The sequence below is a fragment of the Methylobacterium sp. TK31 genome (assembly GCF_055361545.1).
Map to the genome: position 1 here is coordinate 4,892,008 of NZ_CM143964.1, position 17,218 is coordinate 4,909,225.

Sequence of the window (17,218 nt, forward strand, 5' to 3'; positions counted from 1 at the left end):
ATGGGGAGCCGATTTGGCTAGGATGACGCTTCCTGGTCGGCGGCAGGACTGGCTCCTGCTAGGCCTCGCCCTCGTGCTCGCGTTCGTGGCCTTCGCGACCTACTATCTGACGCGGCCCACCACCTTGACCATCGCCGTGGCCCCGAAGGGCGGCAGCGAGCCTGCCTTGCTCCAGGCCTACGCGGACGAGCTGGCCCGGAGAAAGCTCGGCGTCCGGCTCAGGATCGTCTCCTTCGACGGCGTTCGTGAGAGCGCCGAAGCCCTGAGGGTTGGCTCAGCCGACCTTGCCGTGGTTCGGCCCGACGTCGCGCTGCCCGGGAACGCTTTGACGCTCGCCGTCCTGCGCGAGCTCTCGGCCTTCATTACGACTACTTCCGATTCAGGCATCAAAGGCTTTTCGGACTTGGCCGGCAAGCGCCTCGGCATGCTGGCGAGCCGGACGGCCGACCGCACCCTCGTCGGCACGCTCCTTGCCCACTACGACCTGGAGCTCCTGACGGAGCCGCAAACGGGGGCCATCCCGAAGAAGGCCGTGGCGCTCGTGCCCTTGGAGGAAGCCGACGTGGGCCCCGCCCTGCGCGAGCATCGGGTCGATGCGCTGGTGATGGTCACGACGCCGACCTCGCCCCTCGCCAAACGGCTTGTCTCCCTCGTCAAGGACGAGAGCGAGGATGACGAGATCTCCCTGTTCGGGGTGCCCGACTCCACGGCCGTGCTGGCGCGCTCGCCGCGCCTGCAGGCAGTCACGCTGCCGGCGGCCCTGTTCGGCGGCAATCCCCGGCTGCCTGACGAAGACATCGCCACCGTCGGCTCGTCCTACCGTCTCATGGCCCGGGCCGACCTGTCGCGAAGCCTCGCCGCAGAGGTGACGCAGCACCTGTTCGAGATGCGCAGTGCCCTGGCCGACACGGTGCCCGCGGCCGACGCGATCACGCATCCGGCCTACGAGGATACCGCCGACGCAACCAGCGCGCACCTGCCGATCCATCCCGGGGCCATCGACTACCACGAGCGCGAGCAGGAGACCTTTATCGAGCGCTACGAAAGTTGGATCTACCTTGTGGCCATCCTGGCCGGCGGCGTCGGTTCGACCATCGCCTGGCTGCGCCAGCGTTTGGGCCGCATCCGCCGGGAACGGATCGAAGTGGCGACAAGCCGGCTGCTCGAACTGCGTGCGGCGGTGTCCCGGGAAACCCACCGCGAGCGTCTGGAAGCGATGGCGGCCGAGGTGGACGATCTGGCCGCCAGCATCGCGCGCCAGGCCCTCAATCGACCGACCGAGCTGCGGATGTTGGGGGCGGCCAACGTGGCCATCGATGCCACGCGCTCGACGGTTCGGCGCGCCATGGATCGTCAAAACCGAACGACGGAAATCGGAGACACCGAGGCGCCGGTCGCAACGCCTATTGCGTGAGTTGCGCGCCGGCAGGGTTCGGACCGACGCCGGTCGCGATGCCCTACGGCCGGGACGCAAGTACGGAAGAGCCTACCAGGAGGGACTCCTGGTAGGCATCATGGAATGCCTCGGGCGAGGGCCAGGCTCAGTAGCGGTAGTCGCGGTATCCACCGTAGCCACGCCCCGCGTCGTAGCGCGTTCCACGGTAGGCGCGCTCGTAGCCACCGAATTCGCGATGCCGGCGGTATCCGTGGGCGGGCGCCCAGGCAGGAGGACCACCCCGTTCGAAGCCGCGGCCGCCGCGAGCCCAGGGCGGATCGGCCATCGCGGCCGTCGAGGTGCCGAGGATGCCACCGGACAGTGTCAGGGCTGAGAACAATAGAAGTGCAGGCTTACGAAACATGGTGTCTCTCCGATGCCATCTATTCTTGAGTCGTGGAATGGATACGGCTCAGGCGCCAAAATGGTTCCGAGCCTATATTTCTACCGGAACAATGGAGACCTGCAATCGGCCCTCTACCATGATAGGTGCGTTTCAACCCCTGGAGCCCAATCCCAGTGTCTGTCGGCACACGATCAACGCGGTCGCAGGGTCCGGCTGATTTCGTCGGGCATCGACCCTCGCTCCCTGTGCCTGCGTGGCCTCAATGCCGAGGACGACCCAGGGCCTCGTCCGTGACGTCCTGGCCGGTCTCGACGTCACGGACGCTGACCCTCAGGCCATCCATCCTCAGGCGTTCCACATCGTCGGCGGACAGGTAGGTCTTGCTTTCCGGGTCGTAGAGACGGCAACCGGCGTACCGGCGCAGTTGTCGAACCCGGGGTGGCTCGGTTCGTGTCATCGTTCCACGTCGATGTCGGCACCACCGATAAGGGGCGCAAATTTCACACTGGAACGATTACAAACTGTTCGTGGCAGGCGCAACACGGATTAGGCCGAACCTGAAATCCCGCATCCCTTCGCCAACCTGCTCGTCTGGCGGAGCGTCCTATCTGCCGATACCGAGCAGGACTGCACCGACCGCAATCAGACCGATGCCCCCGGCTCCAAGGACAAGCCGTCCCGCGATCAGGAGGGTGATTGCGGGACCCGTGATCCGACGACGGGGGATAAAAGGTCGGTTATCATTCGAGGGCGCTCCCGAGATGCAGGCAAGCAGCTTCGCGGGCGTCATGTCCATCCGATGGGGCATCGGTCCCTGACTGGGACCGCCGTGGAGCGCGCGCATGGAACCGCCTCCTCCAGTCGGCGATCATGATTCCCGGCGACCAAGCCCATAAGGGCTCGTTCCGGGACGGTCGAAGGGCTTGCGACCTATGTCCGCGATCCATGTGGCCTGTGATCAGGCTCACGACGGGAGGCGAACTCAGATGGGAGGCGTGCGGGCCCCCAATGCGATGACCTCGTCGCGCCTGTCTGGCGATCCCCCGTCGAGGCCGAGATAGCCCGGATCAAAGCCGGCGTCAGCCATTGACCCGCACAAGCTGAGGAGGGTCAGGCGACGCTCGGCCTGTCTGACGACGCCCTGATGCCGGAGTTCCTGCTGCGGCCGGCCGGGATTGGGAACCGCTGGTCTGCTCTTCGATTGGATGAAGTGAAAGGCTTTGATCCACCCGGGATCCAGGTCGTACGAAACAAAGCCTTTCATTTTCGTCAGGAAATTTCCGGGCCGCAGCAACCGCCCGACTCGAAAATAATCTTACTTAGCCGACGCCGTGACTGCTTCGAAAGTATACCGGCCGATTTTGGTGCCAGTGAACTGCGCAACGCCCTCGGCCATGGGATTGACGCGTGCGTTATGAATTTCGATTTCCCCGGAAATTCCCGAGAACTTACCCGTTCCTCCGGTCCACGATCCGGTTCCGTGTGGAGTCCCGCCTTGAGGCTGCGCCGGATAATCGTATTTCTCGAATATCTGATCTCCACCGGCATCCGCATAGACGCAGTAGCCGTGGTTCTCGAAAGTCTTGGCTTCATTGTCCATCGTCGCCATTCCAGCGCATCGTCCCGCCATATTATGGAGAAACCCACTGCCGGCGACGTTGAGCGCGGTCATGGTTGATTGACTGATCGTCACCGTGCGGTTGGTGCCCATCGGGAGGGGCTTCATCGGGGATGTATTGATACCCGTGAAAAGCACCTTGTAATCACCGGAGCGAGGCAGTTCGTCGGCGAGTGACGGGAAGCCGAAGACGCTGATTGCCAAAGCCATCAGGTATCGTGGGATAAAACGCTGCATGGCGAACCTCCCTCTCGAATGCGAATATTTTAGAAATACAATGTCGCAGATATGTTCTATCCCATCAAGATGTCTTTTCGCTCTCCTGAGTTTCTATTCACAATTGAAATGCCCGAACACTGCGGAGCCGTCGGGCCGAGCAAACTGTACATTCGTCAGATTGCCACTCAAAGCTGCTTTGCCCATCATTCTAAAACTTTTGGTAATTAGATATGTCGGCACCGCTTCGGATGAAGGGGTAGCAAAGTTCTTGGAACGCGTGGGCGCAGATGGCCAAAGTGACCTTACGGCAGGCTTGAGGCGCCGGAACTCCATCCCGACTTGCCCCTCGGCGACGAGACAGGGGCGGTCTCTGCCTGGGCTTTCTCCCAGTGGGGGTCAAAAGAATTCAGCGCGAGTGCCAGCGGTCCCTAAGCGGTCCTGCCACGTCACTGCGCGCGGGGCCCATTCGTTCGGCTTACGATGGGTCGGCGGCTTGCCTGCCCGATCAGGCCGGAGCTGGCCTCATTTCCGTCGGCTCCGGGCCGCCAGTCCGGCTGTCGTATGGGGAACGTCGACCAGTGTCCCGATCAGGCGAAGCAGGGCTTGCTGCTCCGGCTTGCCGGTTCCGTGGGACAGGAAGACTCCGAGCTCGACGTGACGCAGCAGTCCTCCCGAGGGACCATTGGGCTGGTTGATGACGAAGGCCCGGCCATCCGTCGGTTCACGGCTCAGTTGCCAGGAGTCTCCGTTGGGGCTCTGGTAGAGTTCCCGCCTCTCCGACATCGAGCCGATCCTCCCGTTCAGATGACCCCACGCCAAGTTGCGGGACGATGCGAGGAAACGGTATCGGTGGAGACAAGGCCTTATCAATCGTGTCCAAACGCCAGGGCGGACCTTGCAAGGGACGGAGGTCCCGGGCGGCCCGATGCCCAAGCCATCACGCCACGAGGTATGCTTTATTCATTCGAAGGGTGACGACGATGCCGGCCGCGTCCCACTCGCGTTCGATGGACCCATCCAACTGCTGGGTCATCGCGCGCTTGAGCAAATTACTCCCGTATCCCCCAGGGCCGGCCGGCGCGGTCACCGGCGGACCCCCGCGTTCCGTCCAGGTGATCACCACCGCGTCCTCCTGCGCCGGCGACGAGACGTCGAGCGTGCCGGTCGGGACCGAAAGGGCGCCGTACTTAAGGGAATTCGTCGCCAGCTCATGTACTACGAGAGCCAGCGTCGTGGCCGCCGCTTCACCAACCCCCATGCGCGGGACCGAGACGCGGATGCGGCCGCTGAAGGCCCCCATGTCGTCATAGGGTGCCAGCAGGATCGCAAGCAGGTCGCCGAGGAGGGCGGCCTTGCCGTCGCCCCCGGGGAGTGGACGGACGAGGTCGTGGGCTCGCCCGAGGGCGGTAAGCCGCTGGGTCAGCTCGCGTGCCATGTCGACCGTGGTGGTGGTCGAGCGGGAGGTGATGGCAGTCAGGGCCGTCGCGATGGCCAGCAGGTTCTTGACCCGGTGGCTCATCTCGCCCGCTAGAAGCTCGTGCCCCTCCTCAGCCTGCTTGCGTCCGGTCGCGTCAAGGAAGATGCCGAACATCACCGCTCCGACAATGCCCTGATCATCGCCTTGACCGCGTGCGGAGATCCATCGGACCTCACTGCCGTCTAGGATGCGGAAGTCGGTTTCGTAGGGACCGAGGATAGCGCGTGTCGCCGAGAAGGCCGCCCGAACCCGGTCGCGGTCGGCCGGATGGATGCGTGAGGACAGGTCCTCGAAGGTCACGTGGGGGCTCGGCGGAAGTCCCCAGAGCCCGAAGCCACGGGCGTCCATGGCGAAGGTGTCGTCGTCGACGTTCCAGGACCACAGGGCGACCCCGGCAGCCTCGATGGCTAGCCGCAGTTGCCTCGCGGTCCAGGAGGGAGCGCAGTCGGCTGCCGGTGTCGCCGCGAGCTTTCTCATCAAACCCGTCGCAACCCCTTGCCCCCCCCCCGCCATGCCGGAAGCTCAACGTCCGAAGACCTACATCGCTTCGTCGCGAGCGTACAAGGTACCGCACGCCCATTCCGAGGGAGGAACGAACGGCTGGCCGAAGCCATTTCATTTGTTGCTACGCTGCCGTCATGGCCGGATGCCGAGCCCGTTCCCGGGGGCATCATCCAGGATATATCCCGCCACATCCGCCGCCTCGTGAGCCATCGATGTCCGAGCCTCCCTCGCCGACCGCCACGGCACCTCCCGGCGGCGATGCCAAGGCGGTCGGTCGCGATAAGCCTCCCGTCGACGGGGCGGTCGCATATCTGGCCCGCCAATTGGCGGAAGCCGGGTTGGAAGGCTTGTCCGAGCGCGAGCGCCGGGTGATCCTCCACATCGCCAAGCGCTGCCACGTGTCGCGGGACGTGGACCATGTCCTCGTCGAGCGCCAGACCTTCGGGGAGCGCCTCGCGGATCGCGTGGCCCAGCTTGGCGGCTCCTGGGGCTTCATCCTGGTCTTCTCGGGAATGCTCGTGGCGTGGGTGGTCGTCAACACCGTCATCCTCGGCCACATCGGCGGCTTCGACCCCTATCCGTACATCTTCCTGAACTTGATCCTGTCGATGGTCGCGGCGCTCCAGGCACCGGTCATCCTGATGTCTCAGAACCGCCAGGCGGCCCGCGACCGGCTGGCAGCCGGACTCGACTACGAGATCAACCTGAAGTCGGAGGTTGAGATCATGGCCCTGCACGAGAAGCTCGACCACATCCGGATGGAGCGTCTCGAAGGCATGTTGGCCGCGCAATTGGCACGGGTCGAGGCCATCGCCGTGGCGGTCGGCATCGGTCCTGCGACCTGACTGTCGTCGGGCAAGGGGCGCCCAAGCCGTCGATCTGCATTCGAGCGTGGGGCGAATGCGATCCCTTTTCCGTCCTTGGTGGCCAGCTCGCCTCACAGCAACGCGATCCGCAGTGTGGACGCAAGAGGCAAGGACTTGTCTCTGACCGAAGTCCAGGCGATCACGGTCAGCCAAAGGAATCATTAACCATGAAACGCATGCCGCCGCTTCCGACCGACTGATTCCGGAGAGCGATGCCGCGTGCCTTGCCTCCGCAACCGCGAGAGGCTTCCATGTCCCAGACCTATTTCACCTCCGATACCCATTTCGGCCACAGAGGCATCCTGAGCCCTCGGATGCACATCCCGCGGGTGTTCGCCTCGATCCAGGAGCATGATGAAACCTTGGTCGCGCGCTGGAACGCCGCCGTCTGTCCCGAGGACATCGTCTGGCACCTGGGCGACTTCGCCTATCGCTGCTCCGAGGCCTATGCGCGGTCGATCTTCGCTCGTCTGAACGGCCGCAAGTTCCTGGTCCGGGGCAACCATGACCGCATTGGGGTCCGCCTGCCGTGGGATGGGCCCGTGACCGATGTCGTGCATGTCGTGGTCCCGGATCCGTTCACCGGAATGCCCCAGGGCGTCTTCTGCAGCCATTACGCGCACGTTGTCTGGCCCCGCATGCATCGCGGCGACATCCACCTCTATGGGCATTCTCACGGTACCCTGCCGGGCACGGCCGCGAGCACCGACGTCGGCGTGGATTGCTTCGACCTGGCGCCGGTAACCCTGAAGCGGATCCGCGAGCGCTTGGCCGAGAACGCTGCGGCCGGAGGCCGACCATGAGCGTTCCATCGGCGACCCGCCTGTGGGTTTGGTCTGACCTGCATCAGGAATGGCCCGAGAACGCCTGGGACCCGGCCGTGCACACGCCTCCGGAAGGCTTCGACGTAGCCGTGGTTGCCGGCGACGTGCACATGCCGTTGACGCGATCCCTTGACTGGCTGGGCGAGCGTCTACCAGGCGTTCCGACGGTTTATGTCCCTGGCAACCACGACTTCTGGTGGGACCGTGGCGAGGAGCGCTACACGATCTCCGACCTGTTGGAGCGTGGCCGTGAGCGTGCGGCGCCCCTCGGCATCCACCTGCTGGTGGACGATGTGGTCACCCTGAGGGACGTGCGCTTCCTGGGTGGCACCCTCTGGACGGACTTCCGTCTCGGGTCGTTCTCCCTGAACCACGGCTTCAGGTCCGCCCAGGGGCGTGGGGGCATGGTCGATTACCGCCGGATCCGTACAGGTCCGAGGTCGCGCGACCGCATCGAGCCCGAGGAGATTTTCGCGATGCACCGGGCTACGCTGGGCTTCCTGGATGGGACCCTGGCCGTCAGCCATCCTGGACCCACTGTCGTGGTAACCCATCACGCCCCCCAGCCCGCCAGCCTGCCTTCACAGGCCGATGATCTCAGGTGGTGCTATGCCTCGGACCTCTCGGACCTTCTCTTGGACCGGGGACCCGACCTGTGGGTCCATGGGCACATCCACCGTGCCTCGGACTACCTGGTGGGCCGGACCAGGGTGGTCTGCAACGCCCGCGGTCACCTCGAAGAGCCGTCGGGTTTCGTGCTCGCCCTGATGGTGGAAGTGCCCTTCGATGCGGAGCCTTACGGAGACTCGGTGGGGCGCACGTAATGGATAACGTTACTCGCTACTCGTTACCAACGGGGACGAGCCGTTAACACATGTCGACGGGCCGGTACGATGTCGCGCGGCGCCCATTCCAGTTGGGCAAACGCCAGTTAACGGAGGATGCAGGAAGCTCGGCCACCTTACGGCGTGTCGAGCTTCATTCTCGACCTAATGAGCGATTTCGGACCACAACCCATGGCATGAGCCAGTTGCCGGATTTGAAAACGTTCCCGAATCTGGCCAAGTGACGTTGCTTCGTCTGCCGGCCGTGGAACCACCGCGGGGGATGGGCGAGGTTCGGGGGGGAAGATGAGAACCATTGGGATCAGGGCCGCGCCCAAAGCTGTGACATTCGCGATTTACGATGCGGACACGCGGACCGTGCTCAACGTCTGTCCGACGTCAGCACCTATGGGACAGATTGAGGGTCTTCACGAACGGAGGATGGCTGGTTCATCGTAGCCCCTGAGGAGCGAAGATGAAGCAGACATCCGGACCGGCCAAGAAGCCGGCAGAAGCGGTGATCAAGGACATCCGTCGGGCCACACGTCGGCAGTTCTCGTCCGAGGAGAAGATCCGTGTGGTGCTGGAAGGCTTGCGGGGCGAGGACAGCATCGCCGAGTTATGCCGACGTGAGGGGATCGCCGCCTCGATGTACTACGGCTGGTCCAAGGAGTTCCTGGAGGCTGGCAAGAAGCGCCTGTCCGGCGACACGTCTCGTGCGGCCACTACGGATGAGGTGCGGGACCTCCGTCGCGAGACGGGGGCGCTGAAGGAGGTCGTAGCTGATCTCGTCCTGGAGAACCGTCTGCTCAAAAAAAGCATGAGCGGGGCTGGGGGCGACGAGGCATGAGGTACCCGGCCCCCGAGAAGCTGGAGATCATCCGGCTCGTCGAGCAATCCCACCTGCCGGTGCGCGCTACCCTGGACAAGCTCGGCATCACCCGCTCGACGTTCTACCGCTGGTACGACGCCTACCAGCGCGGCGGCCCCGAGGCGTTGAATGACCATCCTTCGCAGCCAAGCCGGGTCTGGAACCGCCTACCTGCGGAGATCCGCGAGCAGATCGTTGCTCTGGCCTTGGAGCAGCCTGAACTCAGCCCGCGTGAACTGGCGGTACGCTTCACCGACGAGCGGCGCTACTTCGTCTCGGAAGCGACCGTCTACCGGCTGCTCAAGTCTCAGGACCTGATCACCAGCCCGGCCTATATCGTCATCAAGGCCGCCGACGAGTTCCGCGATAAGACCACCGCGCCCAACCAGCTTTGGCAGACGGACTTCACCTACCTGAAGGTCGTTGGCTGGGGCTGGTACTACCTGTCGACGGTCCTGGACGACTTCTCACGCTACATCGTCGCCTGGAAGCTGTGCACGACGATGCAGGCCAGCGACGTCACCGCCACGCTCGACCTGGCGCTGGGTGCGGCTGGGCTCGATCAGGCGCGGGTGATGCCGCGGCCACGCCTGCTCTCCGACAATGGGCCGAGCTACGTCGCCAGCGACCTAGCTGACTGGCTCGGCATTCGGGCCATGACCCACATCCGCGGCGCGCCATGCCATCCTCAAACGCAGGGCAAGATCGAGCGTTGGCACCAGACGCTCAAGAACCGCATCCTGCTTGAACACGCCTACTTGCCCGGCGAGCTGGAGACGCAGGTTGCCAACTTCGTCGAACACTACAACCATGCCCGAGCCCATGAGAGCCTGAGCAACCTCACGCCCGCCGACGTCTACTTCGGACGCGGTGAAGGGATCCTGGCCGAGCGGGAACGCATCAAGCGCCAGACATTCATGGATCGCCGCTTGCGCCGCCACGCGCACGCTGCCTAACCTCTCACCCCAGATGGACCAGAGCCTCCGCTCCTGAACACCGCTGAATGTCCCAAATCATCTGACGACGGACAATGGTCGAAGCCGAGAGGCGGGCGCTGATGGCCCGCCGGGTACCTCAAGGTGTCGGCGAAGGGGTGGTCGTGCCGTTTCCGGTGTCGCCCCGGGGCCAATCGTGATGCGCCCAGGTTGGGTTTTCATGGTCCGCGCAAGGTCAAAAGCCGCGTCGTGACAGAGAACCTGTGGAAAACTTTCAGGAATGAAGCGCCCCGAGACCCACTTATATTCCTATATTCCGCTTCTTGGATCGAATGGGTCGGTTGGAATGTCGGGGCATGTTCGAGCGAACCATGGCCGGCTCTCAGCTGCGGAAACGCGGCGTGGAAAGGTCATTCAAGGATTCAATAGCCAATCCTTTGATCGTTGAAATCGTTGGGGTTTTTCCTGAGTTTCCGATTCAGGACGATTCACCTGAAAAACGGGTCTGGCGGTCGTCGGCGGTCCAAACAGGATGATCGACAGCGGCGGCCAGTCGAGTCATGGTCCGGCCTGTCGCTAGGTCACACCGAGGTTTCGGCTCCTATCGAGAAAAGTCCTTGGGACCCAGGCCCCTTGGACGACACGCCGTTTCCCACCGCGTTCCGCGACCGGGAAAGGGAGCATGGTGATCCGGACTTCCCGTCGGCGGAGCCTGGGTCGTGACCACCGAGCGCCGACCTCTGAAGGAATGCGACAATGAGCAAGCCTACCAAGCGTGCCCGCATCGGCGGGCGCGAGAGCGATGCCGCGTGCCCGGAGGCCGACCGCGGGCCGCTCGGAAGCATCGGCGCCTGGGCGCGGGAGCCGCGCGTCTTCCTGGTGAAGGACGATGCCGAATTCGGGATGGCCTTCGAAGTCGGCACCCGGCGGTACTTCGGTCCGACCGGCCTGACCTGCTCTGAGGCCGCCCTGCGGTACGCCAGGCACGCCCAGGCCCTCGTCATCGCCAAGCGGCGGGCGATCCACGCCGGTCCGGCCTGAGAGGCACTGGGATGAAGACGAGCCCCCAAACGAAACGGACGTCCTGAGGGGTTACCCCAGGACGCCCGAATTCCCAACGCCGTCACGCCAACGCCCGGAAAAGCCAATGCGTGGCGGCGTCTTCACCACCGACCTTGCGGTCGGTGACCGGTCACCGCCAGCGGCGGGGCACGGAGCGATCGTGCACGTCCGCATGCCGAGCGCAAGCGAAATGTCTCGCTCCGTTGGTCCTTCCCCTGGTTCAAACAGGGTCAGATTAAAGATGTCCACAGGTCGCGAACGGCGTCCAGAAGCCGCCCATCAGAGCCGGGGCGTTCGCCCCGTGCCGCCCGCGTTCATCCCACCGCAGCTCTCGACGGCGTCCCGCAGGATCGTGGTCCCGGGGAGGGGATCCCTCCGCGGCGCCCTGGTCACCAGGGACGAGGCTCCTCGGGTCATCGTCTACGAGAGCAACGTCGAACGGCGAGTGCTGCTCGTGCTCCTCGCCCGGCCCGACGTCGTCGAAGTCCGCGAGCAGGTCGAGCCGGTCGCCTACAAGGACGAGGCCAACGCCAGGTGCACGCACACCTTCGACTTCTTCGTCACCCGCCGGAGCGGCGAGAAGATCCTCATCGCGGTCAAGCAATCCGCGTGGATCGAGCGCCACCCGGAATTCGCCGACCTCATCACCCTGATCGCCTCCCAGGTCCCCCGCTCCGTCGCCGACAGGGTCATCGTGATGACCGAGTGGGACGCGTCCCGGCATGCCGTTCACGACGCTAAGCTCATCCATTCCGCCCGCGCGGACGAGGCGCCGAAGCACGACGGCGTAATCAGGGAAATCGCGCTGACGCTGATCGGCACGACGACCGTGGGAAGCCTCGTCGCCGCCAGCGGGCTCGAAGGGTGGGGATTCCGGTCGGTCGTGAGGCTGATCGACGACGGCATCCTGCGCGTCCTGGGCCGCGGCCGCATCGACTACGGCACCCGTGTCGCGCTCGCCTCCAAGAAGGAGGATCAGTCGTGAACGACATGTCGAACTTCCCGCGCGTTCCCCGGCTGCGCTTCGGTCCGCATGACCGGATCCGCATCGGCGCCGTCGCGTACCACAGCCCGAGGTCCGTCGAAGGGGGGCATATCCTCCTTCGCGTCGACGCCCCCGACCTAGCCCAGGAGTTCTCCCACGAGGAGATCTGGCTCCTGAGCAAGCGCAGGGACTGGGAGGTGGACCCCGACTGGTTCGCCCCCGAGAGCGCCACCTCGCGCCTCGCGACCGGCATCACAACCCTGGACGACCTGAAGGCAAAGGATCGTCCCGATGTCGTCTGGAAGTGGGAGTTCCTCTGCCGGATCATCCGCCGTCGCGAGGCCGCCAAGGGCAAGATGACCCCCGAGGACATGGATCGGGCCATCGCCGAGGTCTTCGAGGAACTCAAGGACCTCGACGTCGCACTCACCCCGGTCAGCAAGAAGAAGCGCAACGCGAAGGCCGCTGCCCGTGGGAAGGCAGCCGGCCGCCGAAAGCCGACGAGACGCAAGCTCTACGCGGGAACGAAGACGTGGATGCTGTGTCGGATCGCGCCAGACAGGCGCACGGTCTTCCGTTGGCTGGCGCTGCTGGAGAGGCACGGCCACAAGCCGTCGAGCCTGCGCGACGGCCGCCATCGCAGCGGTTGCCGCACCCCGCGGATCACCGGCAAGGCGCTAGAACTCCTGGTGGAGCATGGCAACCGTTATGCGACGTCGGACCGGCCCAGGATCAGCGAGCTGCACGAAGACCTTCGCGCCGCCGTCGACGGACACAACCTGCCGCTCCTCCCCGCCGAGCAGATTGCCTGCCCTTCCCGGAAGGCCCTTAGCCTGTACATAGCAGGCCTCGGCCGGTTCCATGTCTATGCCGGCAGGTACGGCCTTGAGAAGGCCAAGCGTAAGTTCGCCATCATCACGTCCGGCGTCGTGGTGGTGCGGCCCTACGAGCGGATCGAGATCGACAGCTGGCTCGTGGACCTGCAGTCCATCCTGACGCTGATGGGTCTGTGGGATCGCCTCAATGTCCGGACCCGTCGCCAGGTGGCGCGGTTGTGGTTCTGCTCGGCCATCGACGTGGCCAGCAAGGTCATCGTCGGGGCCTGCCTCTCGGAGACGCCCTCGACAGCCGCGGCGCTCAAGGTGCTGCGGATGGCCCTCACCGACAAGCGTCACTATGCCCAGGCCGCCGGGGCGATGCTGCCGTGGGACCAGCACGCGACCTTCGAAGCCATTAATGCCGACGGGGGCTCCCAGTTCAACAACGCGGAGTTCATCGGCGCGGTCGCGATGCTCGGGCAAAGCCCCGATTTCCCATCCGGCGGCGTCCCCTCGCTGCGTGGGACCAAGGAAAGCTTCTACCGTAGGCTTTCGTCGCAGGCGGTGGCCCGGCTGCCCGGGAAGACCTTTGAGAACGTCGTGGCCCGCGCGGGCTACGAGGCCGAACGCCTGTCCTGCATCGAGACGCCGGAGCTGGTCGCGCTCCTGACCCGCTGGATCGTCGACACCTACCACGGCAGTCCCCACGATGGCCTCGGCGGCGAGACCCCGCACGATGCGTGGATCCGCCTGACGCGTGCCTACGCGTTCCAGGCCCCGCCGGACCGCAACAAGCTCCGCGCGATCTTCGGGATCCACCTGACCCGCACCCTCGGGAGCGGCGGCATCAGGGTCTTGGGGCTCAGGTACTGGTGCGAGCCCCTGCGGGAGCACTTCCTCCACCGGGGACCGGTGGAGATGGAGGTGTGCCTCGACCCGGACGACATCTCCGAGATCTCGGTTCGGATCGGGCCCGCCTGGCATGCGGCGGCCTGCACCCGGGAGGGGGTCGAGGACGTCTCCATGGAGGCCTGGATCCGGACGCGCCGCGACCTCTCCATCCAGCATGCGGCGGGAGCCGCCATGACCGAGGCGGCGGTCCATGCCGCCGTCCGTGCCGCCCGCGTCATCACGCAGGAGATCATGGCCCGGGCGGGCATCTCCGCGCTGCCGCCGACCGAGGAGGATCTCGCCATCGCCGAAAAGGAGCTCCTGCTGGGCTGGACCATGCCCGACACGGATCATCAGGGGGGCGAGCCTGGGTGCGCCGATCCCCTGGACGGCGGCATCGCGGTCACCGGACCCGCACGCACCGAAATTTCCGCCCCCAAGGGCGACGACCATGAGGTGGAATCATGAAGTCCGTCAGCCATGAAATCGATCTCGATCCCGCATCGCAGGTGCGGGACGCACTCCCCGAGGAGGCCCGGCGGCGCTCCGCGATCATGGAAAAGGTCCGGCATGCGTATCTCCGGACCCAGAGGGACGCGGTCGTGAAGAAGCATTTCGAGCGCCTGATGGAGGATCTGCTCGAACGCAGGAACCCGGCCCAACCCGAGGACATCTCCGATCCCGAGGCCAGGGCCGCCCGCCTCGAAGGCAACATGATGGTCGTGCTCGGCGAGAGCGGGGCGGGCAAGTCGGCGGCCATCCGTCGCCTCCTCACACAGCATCCCCTCTGCCCGAACTACGGGGAGGGCGGCGCGCGCTGCCGTGTCCTCACCGTTCGGGTTCCCTCGCCCTGCAGCGTCGGCGAATTGGGCAGGAAGGTGCTGCGTGCGACCGGGTACAAGCTCGGGCGCACCAAGGCGTCCAGCCCCGAGATCTGGGGCATCGTGCACGAGCGCCTTAGGGCGCTCGGCATCCTCGTCCTTCATCTCGACGAGTTCCAGGACGCCCACCTGACGCTCTCGCTCGACGAGCAGACGAAGCTTCGCCACCTCCTCCGGACGCTTCTCGTCGACGAGCAATACCCCGTCGGGCTGATCATCTCGGGTCAGCCGGAGTTCGAGGCGTTCATCCGTCCCGACCGGTCGTCCGTCAGGCGCGGATCCTGGCAGGTCTTCGAAAAGATCGACCTGGCCAGGGACGGCGAGGCGGTCGGCTCCGCCGTCCGCGCCCTGGCATCCATCGCCGAGCTTCGCGTCGACGAGGACGCCGTGCGGGTCATCGTCCCCCGCCTGGTGCACGCGGGCTGCAACCTCCTCGGCATCGTCATCGAGGAAATCCACGACGCGATCCGGACGGCCCTGGAGCGTCCGAACCCGACCCACCTGAACCTCGAACATTTCGCCGATGCCTACGCCATGCGGACCGGCAGCTTCGCGCTCTGGAACCCCTATGCCGCCCGCGACTTCCTCGCCGTCGATCCGACCCGGGTCCTGGCCCGGAGCGAGCCCGATGCCCCCAAGCCCAAGCGCGTCCCGCGCAAGCGCAGGTTGGGGGGCCAGGCATGACCGCCGATGCGCTGGAGCTCACGATTCCATTTCGCGATGGATCTAGCACCTCGGCATTCCTGTCCTGCCTGGCCGCGCGCAACGGCGTGCGGTTGGCGCGCCACTTCTGCGCCGACTACGGCCTGTCGTTCCAAGCGGTCCTCGATGGGTGTCCCGTGGAACTGCCGCGTCTCGCGGCGCTCTCGGGAGCCCCCTTGGAAGCGCTGGTCACCGGCAGCATCCGCCGGACCGAGGACGGTTACTTCATCCACGGCAACCGCATGTCGCGGTTGTCGCTCCGCCAGTCGGAGTTCCACGTCTGTCCCGCATGTCTGCGGGATGATGTCTCCTCCTCCGAACTCGCGCCACACGCCAGCGCGTGCGGCAGGTTGGTATGGCACGTGTCGTCCATCCGTACCTGCGCGGTCCACGGCATGGCCCTGGTGAGCCTCGGATCCAGCCGAGGTCTCGCAAGGGCGGATTTCGCCGCGGCGCTTCGTCCCCACCTGGACCGGCTCGACGAACTGTTCGACGCAGCCCCGCGGCGACCGGCGTCCGAGCTTGAGCGTTATGTCCTGGGGCGCCTCGACGGCATCCCAGGGGGGCTTCCTTTCCTCGACGGACTGGAGGTCCACGTCGTCGGCCGCCTCTGCGAGGTGCTGGGGGCCTACGCGATCCATGGGCGTCGGCTGGCGTTCTCGACGCTTGACGAGGATCAGTGGCATCTCGCGGGCGCGGCTGGCATGGCCATCGTCAGCGAGGGCACCCCCGGCATCCGTTCGTTTCTCGCGGAGCTGCGGCGTGACAATCCCCACGGCGTCGGCGTGAAGTCGGGCCCCCGGGCGCCGCTGACGAACATCCGCACATGGCTCGTGTCGATCCGCGAGTATCCTGCCTACCGTCCGGTCCGGGAACTCCTGGAGCCCCTCCTCGACGAGGTCGGGATTGCCGACATCGAGGACAAACCTTCCGATCCGTCGAAACGGTGGACCGCCCCGTCCATCACCAGCGTTCTGACGCGGAAGGGCGCTCCCGCGTGCAGGCCCAGGAGGATCCTCCGGTCCTTCCCCTTCGCCGATCCAACCGAGATCATGATGCCTCGAAATGCTCCTCTTCTCGGGCGCGTAGGATGCTTCAGAGGCGCCACGCTCTCAACCCGCGAGGCCGTCGAGTACCTCGCCTGCAGCATGCCGCTGCTGCAATGCCTCATCGTCCACGCACTCCTCCATCCCGTTCCCATGCCCGGGAGTTCGTGGAAGCATGCGCTCGCTCGAAGTGAGCTCGATGAGCTGCTTCGACGGCTCGTTCCGGATGGCCGAACCAACCGCGGACTGAGCGCGAGCATGGTTCGGGTTTCTGAGGTGTCCGCCATGTCAGGCTGCACCGAGATCGAGGTGATCCATCTGCTGCTGGGACGCATGCTCAAACACACCGCAGTGATGGATGACGAGCGCGGCATAGATTCGATTCGGGTTGAGGTTGCGGAGGTAAGAGCCTTCGTTCAGGCGCAGACGGTTGAAGGACCGACGCTGCCGGAGGCTTCGAGTGAGTTGAGGGTGAAGCCCGAAGTCGTCGATGCGCTCATCGAAGCAGGCACGCTGGAAGTCATTCAGGGCATCGACCCCTTGACCAAGCAGCGAACGATAATTGTCACTGAGGATTCGATTTCATCATTTGCCGGGAGATACATCGACACCGATGCTATTACCCGCAGAAATGGTCCATTCGCCTTCTTCTCATGTCACGATAGCCTCAGGATTTCTGGATTGAGACCCTCGCTCACGTTCGATGACATAAATACGGAATTCTACCTCAAGAGTGATGTATTGAACTACAAAACCGAAATGGATGCTTTCAACAAGCCGCGCTCTCGTGTGCGATTGGGAGGTAAGATAGCAAAATAATATTGTATTATTCAATCTTACTCCAAAAAGCCCTGGCTCGCCGCCGGGGCTTTTTTGTTTTGGAGCTGATGGCGGACGCCTGCGAAGTGGCAACT

General features: G+C 64.8%; 16 protein-coding genes. 11 read left to right on the forward strand and 5 right to left on the reverse strand.

The window, feature by feature from the left end:
- Positions 1–22 precede the first annotated feature (22 nt).
- A complete protein-coding gene (locus ACXJY8_RS22895) occupies positions 23–1,414 on the forward strand; it encodes a TAXI family TRAP transporter solute-binding subunit (protein ID WP_463774267.1) in 1,392 nt (463 codons plus the stop codon).
- A gap of 127 nt (positions 1,415–1,541) precedes the next feature.
- Here the strand turns inward: ACXJY8_RS22895 and ACXJY8_RS22900 are convergent, their stop codons facing one another.
- The 5 genes from ACXJY8_RS22900 to ACXJY8_RS22920 all read right to left on the reverse strand — a co-directional run bounded on the left by ACXJY8_RS22900 (position 1,542) and on the right by ACXJY8_RS22920 (position 5,572).
- Positions 1,542–1,799, reverse strand: coding sequence for a hypothetical protein (locus ACXJY8_RS22900; protein WP_463774270.1), 258 nt, complete (start codon positions 1,797–1,799; stop codon positions 1,542–1,544).
- A 241-nt stretch (positions 1,800–2,040) separates the two neighbouring features.
- The gene (locus ACXJY8_RS22905; protein ID WP_463774273.1) at positions 2,041–2,238 is read right to left on the reverse strand and encodes a polyhydroxyalkanoate synthesis regulator DNA-binding domain-containing protein; all 198 of its coding nucleotides are present in this window, start codon (positions 2,236–2,238) and stop codon (positions 2,041–2,043) included.
- A gap of 525 nt (positions 2,239–2,763) precedes the next feature.
- A complete protein-coding gene (locus ACXJY8_RS22910; RefSeq protein ID WP_463774279.1) occupies positions 2,764–3,075 on the reverse strand; it encodes a hypothetical protein in 312 nt (103 codons plus the stop codon).
- A 21-nt stretch (positions 3,076–3,096) separates the two neighbouring features.
- Positions 3,097–3,636, reverse strand: a complete 540-nt coding sequence (locus ACXJY8_RS22915; RefSeq protein ID WP_463774283.1) for a hypothetical protein — start codon at positions 3,634–3,636, stop codon at positions 3,097–3,099.
- Positions 3,637–4,555: 919 nt separating this feature from the next.
- Positions 4,556–5,572 carry a sensor histidine kinase gene (locus tag ACXJY8_RS22920; protein WP_463774288.1) on the reverse strand — a complete coding sequence of 339 codons (1,017 nt, stop codon included), beginning with the start codon at positions 5,570–5,572 and terminating at the stop codon, positions 4,556–4,558.
- A gap of 365 nt (positions 5,573–5,937) precedes the next feature.
- On the opposite strand from ACXJY8_RS22920, the gene ACXJY8_RS22925 reads away from it, so the two are divergent.
- From ACXJY8_RS22925 to ACXJY8_RS22970, 10 genes are all read left to right on the forward strand, one after another.
- Positions 5,938–6,444 carry a DUF1003 domain-containing protein gene (locus ACXJY8_RS22925; RefSeq protein ID WP_463774292.1) on the forward strand — a complete coding sequence of 169 codons (507 nt, stop codon included), beginning with the start codon at positions 5,938–5,940 and terminating at the stop codon, positions 6,442–6,444.
- A gap of 272 nt (positions 6,445–6,716) precedes the next feature.
- A complete protein-coding gene (locus ACXJY8_RS22930; protein ID WP_463774296.1) occupies positions 6,717–7,268 on the forward strand; it encodes a metallophosphoesterase in 552 nt (183 codons plus the stop codon).
- Positions 7,265–8,113, forward strand: a complete 849-nt coding sequence (locus ACXJY8_RS22935; protein WP_463774300.1) for a metallophosphoesterase — start codon at positions 7,265–7,267, stop codon at positions 8,111–8,113. The genes ACXJY8_RS22930 and ACXJY8_RS22935 overlap by 4 nt, the downstream gene beginning before the upstream one ends.
- Positions 8,114–8,588: 475 nt before the next feature.
- Positions 8,589–9,940, forward strand: a protein-coding gene (locus tag ACXJY8_RS22940) for an IS3 family transposase (protein ID WP_463774306.1) whose coding sequence is annotated in 2 segments (ribosomal slippage) — positions 8,589–8,925 and positions 8,925–9,940 — 1,353 coding nt in all. Because the reading frame shifts where the segments join, the coding sequence is not laid out codon by codon here.
- Between the two features lie 335 nt (positions 9,941–10,275).
- Positions 10,276–10,455 carry a hypothetical protein gene (locus ACXJY8_RS22945; protein WP_463774309.1) on the forward strand — a complete coding sequence of 60 codons (180 nt, stop codon included), beginning with the start codon at positions 10,276–10,278 and terminating at the stop codon, positions 10,453–10,455.
- Positions 10,456–10,675: 220 nt separating this feature from the next.
- Complete coding sequence (locus tag ACXJY8_RS22950; RefSeq protein ID WP_463774313.1) at positions 10,676–10,960, forward strand: hypothetical protein; 285 nt, start codon at positions 10,676–10,678, stop codon at positions 10,958–10,960.
- Between the two features lie 106 nt (positions 10,961–11,066).
- Positions 11,067–11,966, forward strand: coding sequence for a Tn7 transposase TnsA N-terminal domain-containing protein (locus tag ACXJY8_RS22955; protein WP_463774316.1), 900 nt, complete (start codon positions 11,067–11,069; stop codon positions 11,964–11,966).
- A 5-nt stretch (positions 11,967–11,971) separates the two neighbouring features.
- Positions 11,972–14,143 (forward strand): transposase, encoded by a 2,172-nt coding sequence (locus tag ACXJY8_RS22960; RefSeq protein WP_463780923.1) that lies wholly within the window; start codon positions 11,972–11,974, stop codon positions 14,141–14,143.
- Positions 14,140–15,240, forward strand: coding sequence for an ATP-binding protein (locus ACXJY8_RS22965; protein ID WP_463774320.1), 1,101 nt, complete (start codon positions 14,140–14,142; stop codon positions 15,238–15,240). The genes ACXJY8_RS22960 and ACXJY8_RS22965 overlap by 4 nt, the downstream gene beginning before the upstream one ends.
- Positions 15,237–17,123, forward strand: coding sequence for a TniQ family protein (locus ACXJY8_RS22970; protein WP_463774324.1), 1,887 nt, complete (start codon positions 15,237–15,239; stop codon positions 17,121–17,123). Before ACXJY8_RS22965 ends, ACXJY8_RS22970 begins: the two co-directional genes overlap by 4 nt.
- Positions 17,124–17,218: the final 95 nt, after the last annotated feature.

Coding starts and splice junctions, on each gene's coding strand:
- ACXJY8_RS22895 (WP_463774267.1), top strand. CDS start 23: ATGACGCTTCCTGGTCGGCGGCAGGACTGGCTCCTGCTAGGCCTCGCC.
- ACXJY8_RS22900 (WP_463774270.1), bottom strand. CDS start 1,799: ATGTTTCGTAAGCCTGCACTTCTATTGTTCTCAGCCCTGACACTGTCC.
- ACXJY8_RS22905 (WP_463774273.1), bottom strand. CDS start 2,238: ATGACACGAACCGAGCCACCCCGGGTTCGACAACTGCGCCGGTACGCC.
- ACXJY8_RS22915 (WP_463774283.1), bottom strand. CDS start 3,636: ATGCAGCGTTTTATCCCACGATACCTGATGGCTTTGGCAATCAGCGTC.
- ACXJY8_RS22920 (WP_463774288.1), bottom strand. CDS start 5,572: ATGAGAAAGCTCGCGGCGACACCGGCAGCCGACTGCGCTCCCTCCTGG.
- ACXJY8_RS22930 (WP_463774296.1), top strand. CDS start 6,717: ATGTCCCAGACCTATTTCACCTCCGATACCCATTTCGGCCACAGAGGC.
- ACXJY8_RS22935 (WP_463774300.1), top strand. CDS start 7,265: ATGAGCGTTCCATCGGCGACCCGCCTGTGGGTTTGGTCTGACCTGCAT.
- ACXJY8_RS22945 (WP_463774309.1), top strand. CDS start 10,276: ATGTTCGAGCGAACCATGGCCGGCTCTCAGCTGCGGAAACGCGGCGTG.
- ACXJY8_RS22950 (WP_463774313.1), top strand. CDS start 10,676: ATGAGCAAGCCTACCAAGCGTGCCCGCATCGGCGGGCGCGAGAGCGAT.
- ACXJY8_RS22955 (WP_463774316.1), top strand. CDS start 11,067: ATGCGTGGCGGCGTCTTCACCACCGACCTTGCGGTCGGTGACCGGTCA.
- ACXJY8_RS22960 (WP_463780923.1), top strand. CDS start 11,972: ATGTCGAACTTCCCGCGCGTTCCCCGGCTGCGCTTCGGTCCGCATGAC.
- ACXJY8_RS22965 (WP_463774320.1), top strand. CDS start 14,140: ATGAAGTCCGTCAGCCATGAAATCGATCTCGATCCCGCATCGCAGGTG.
- ACXJY8_RS22970 (WP_463774324.1), top strand. CDS start 15,237: ATGACCGCCGATGCGCTGGAGCTCACGATTCCATTTCGCGATGGATCT.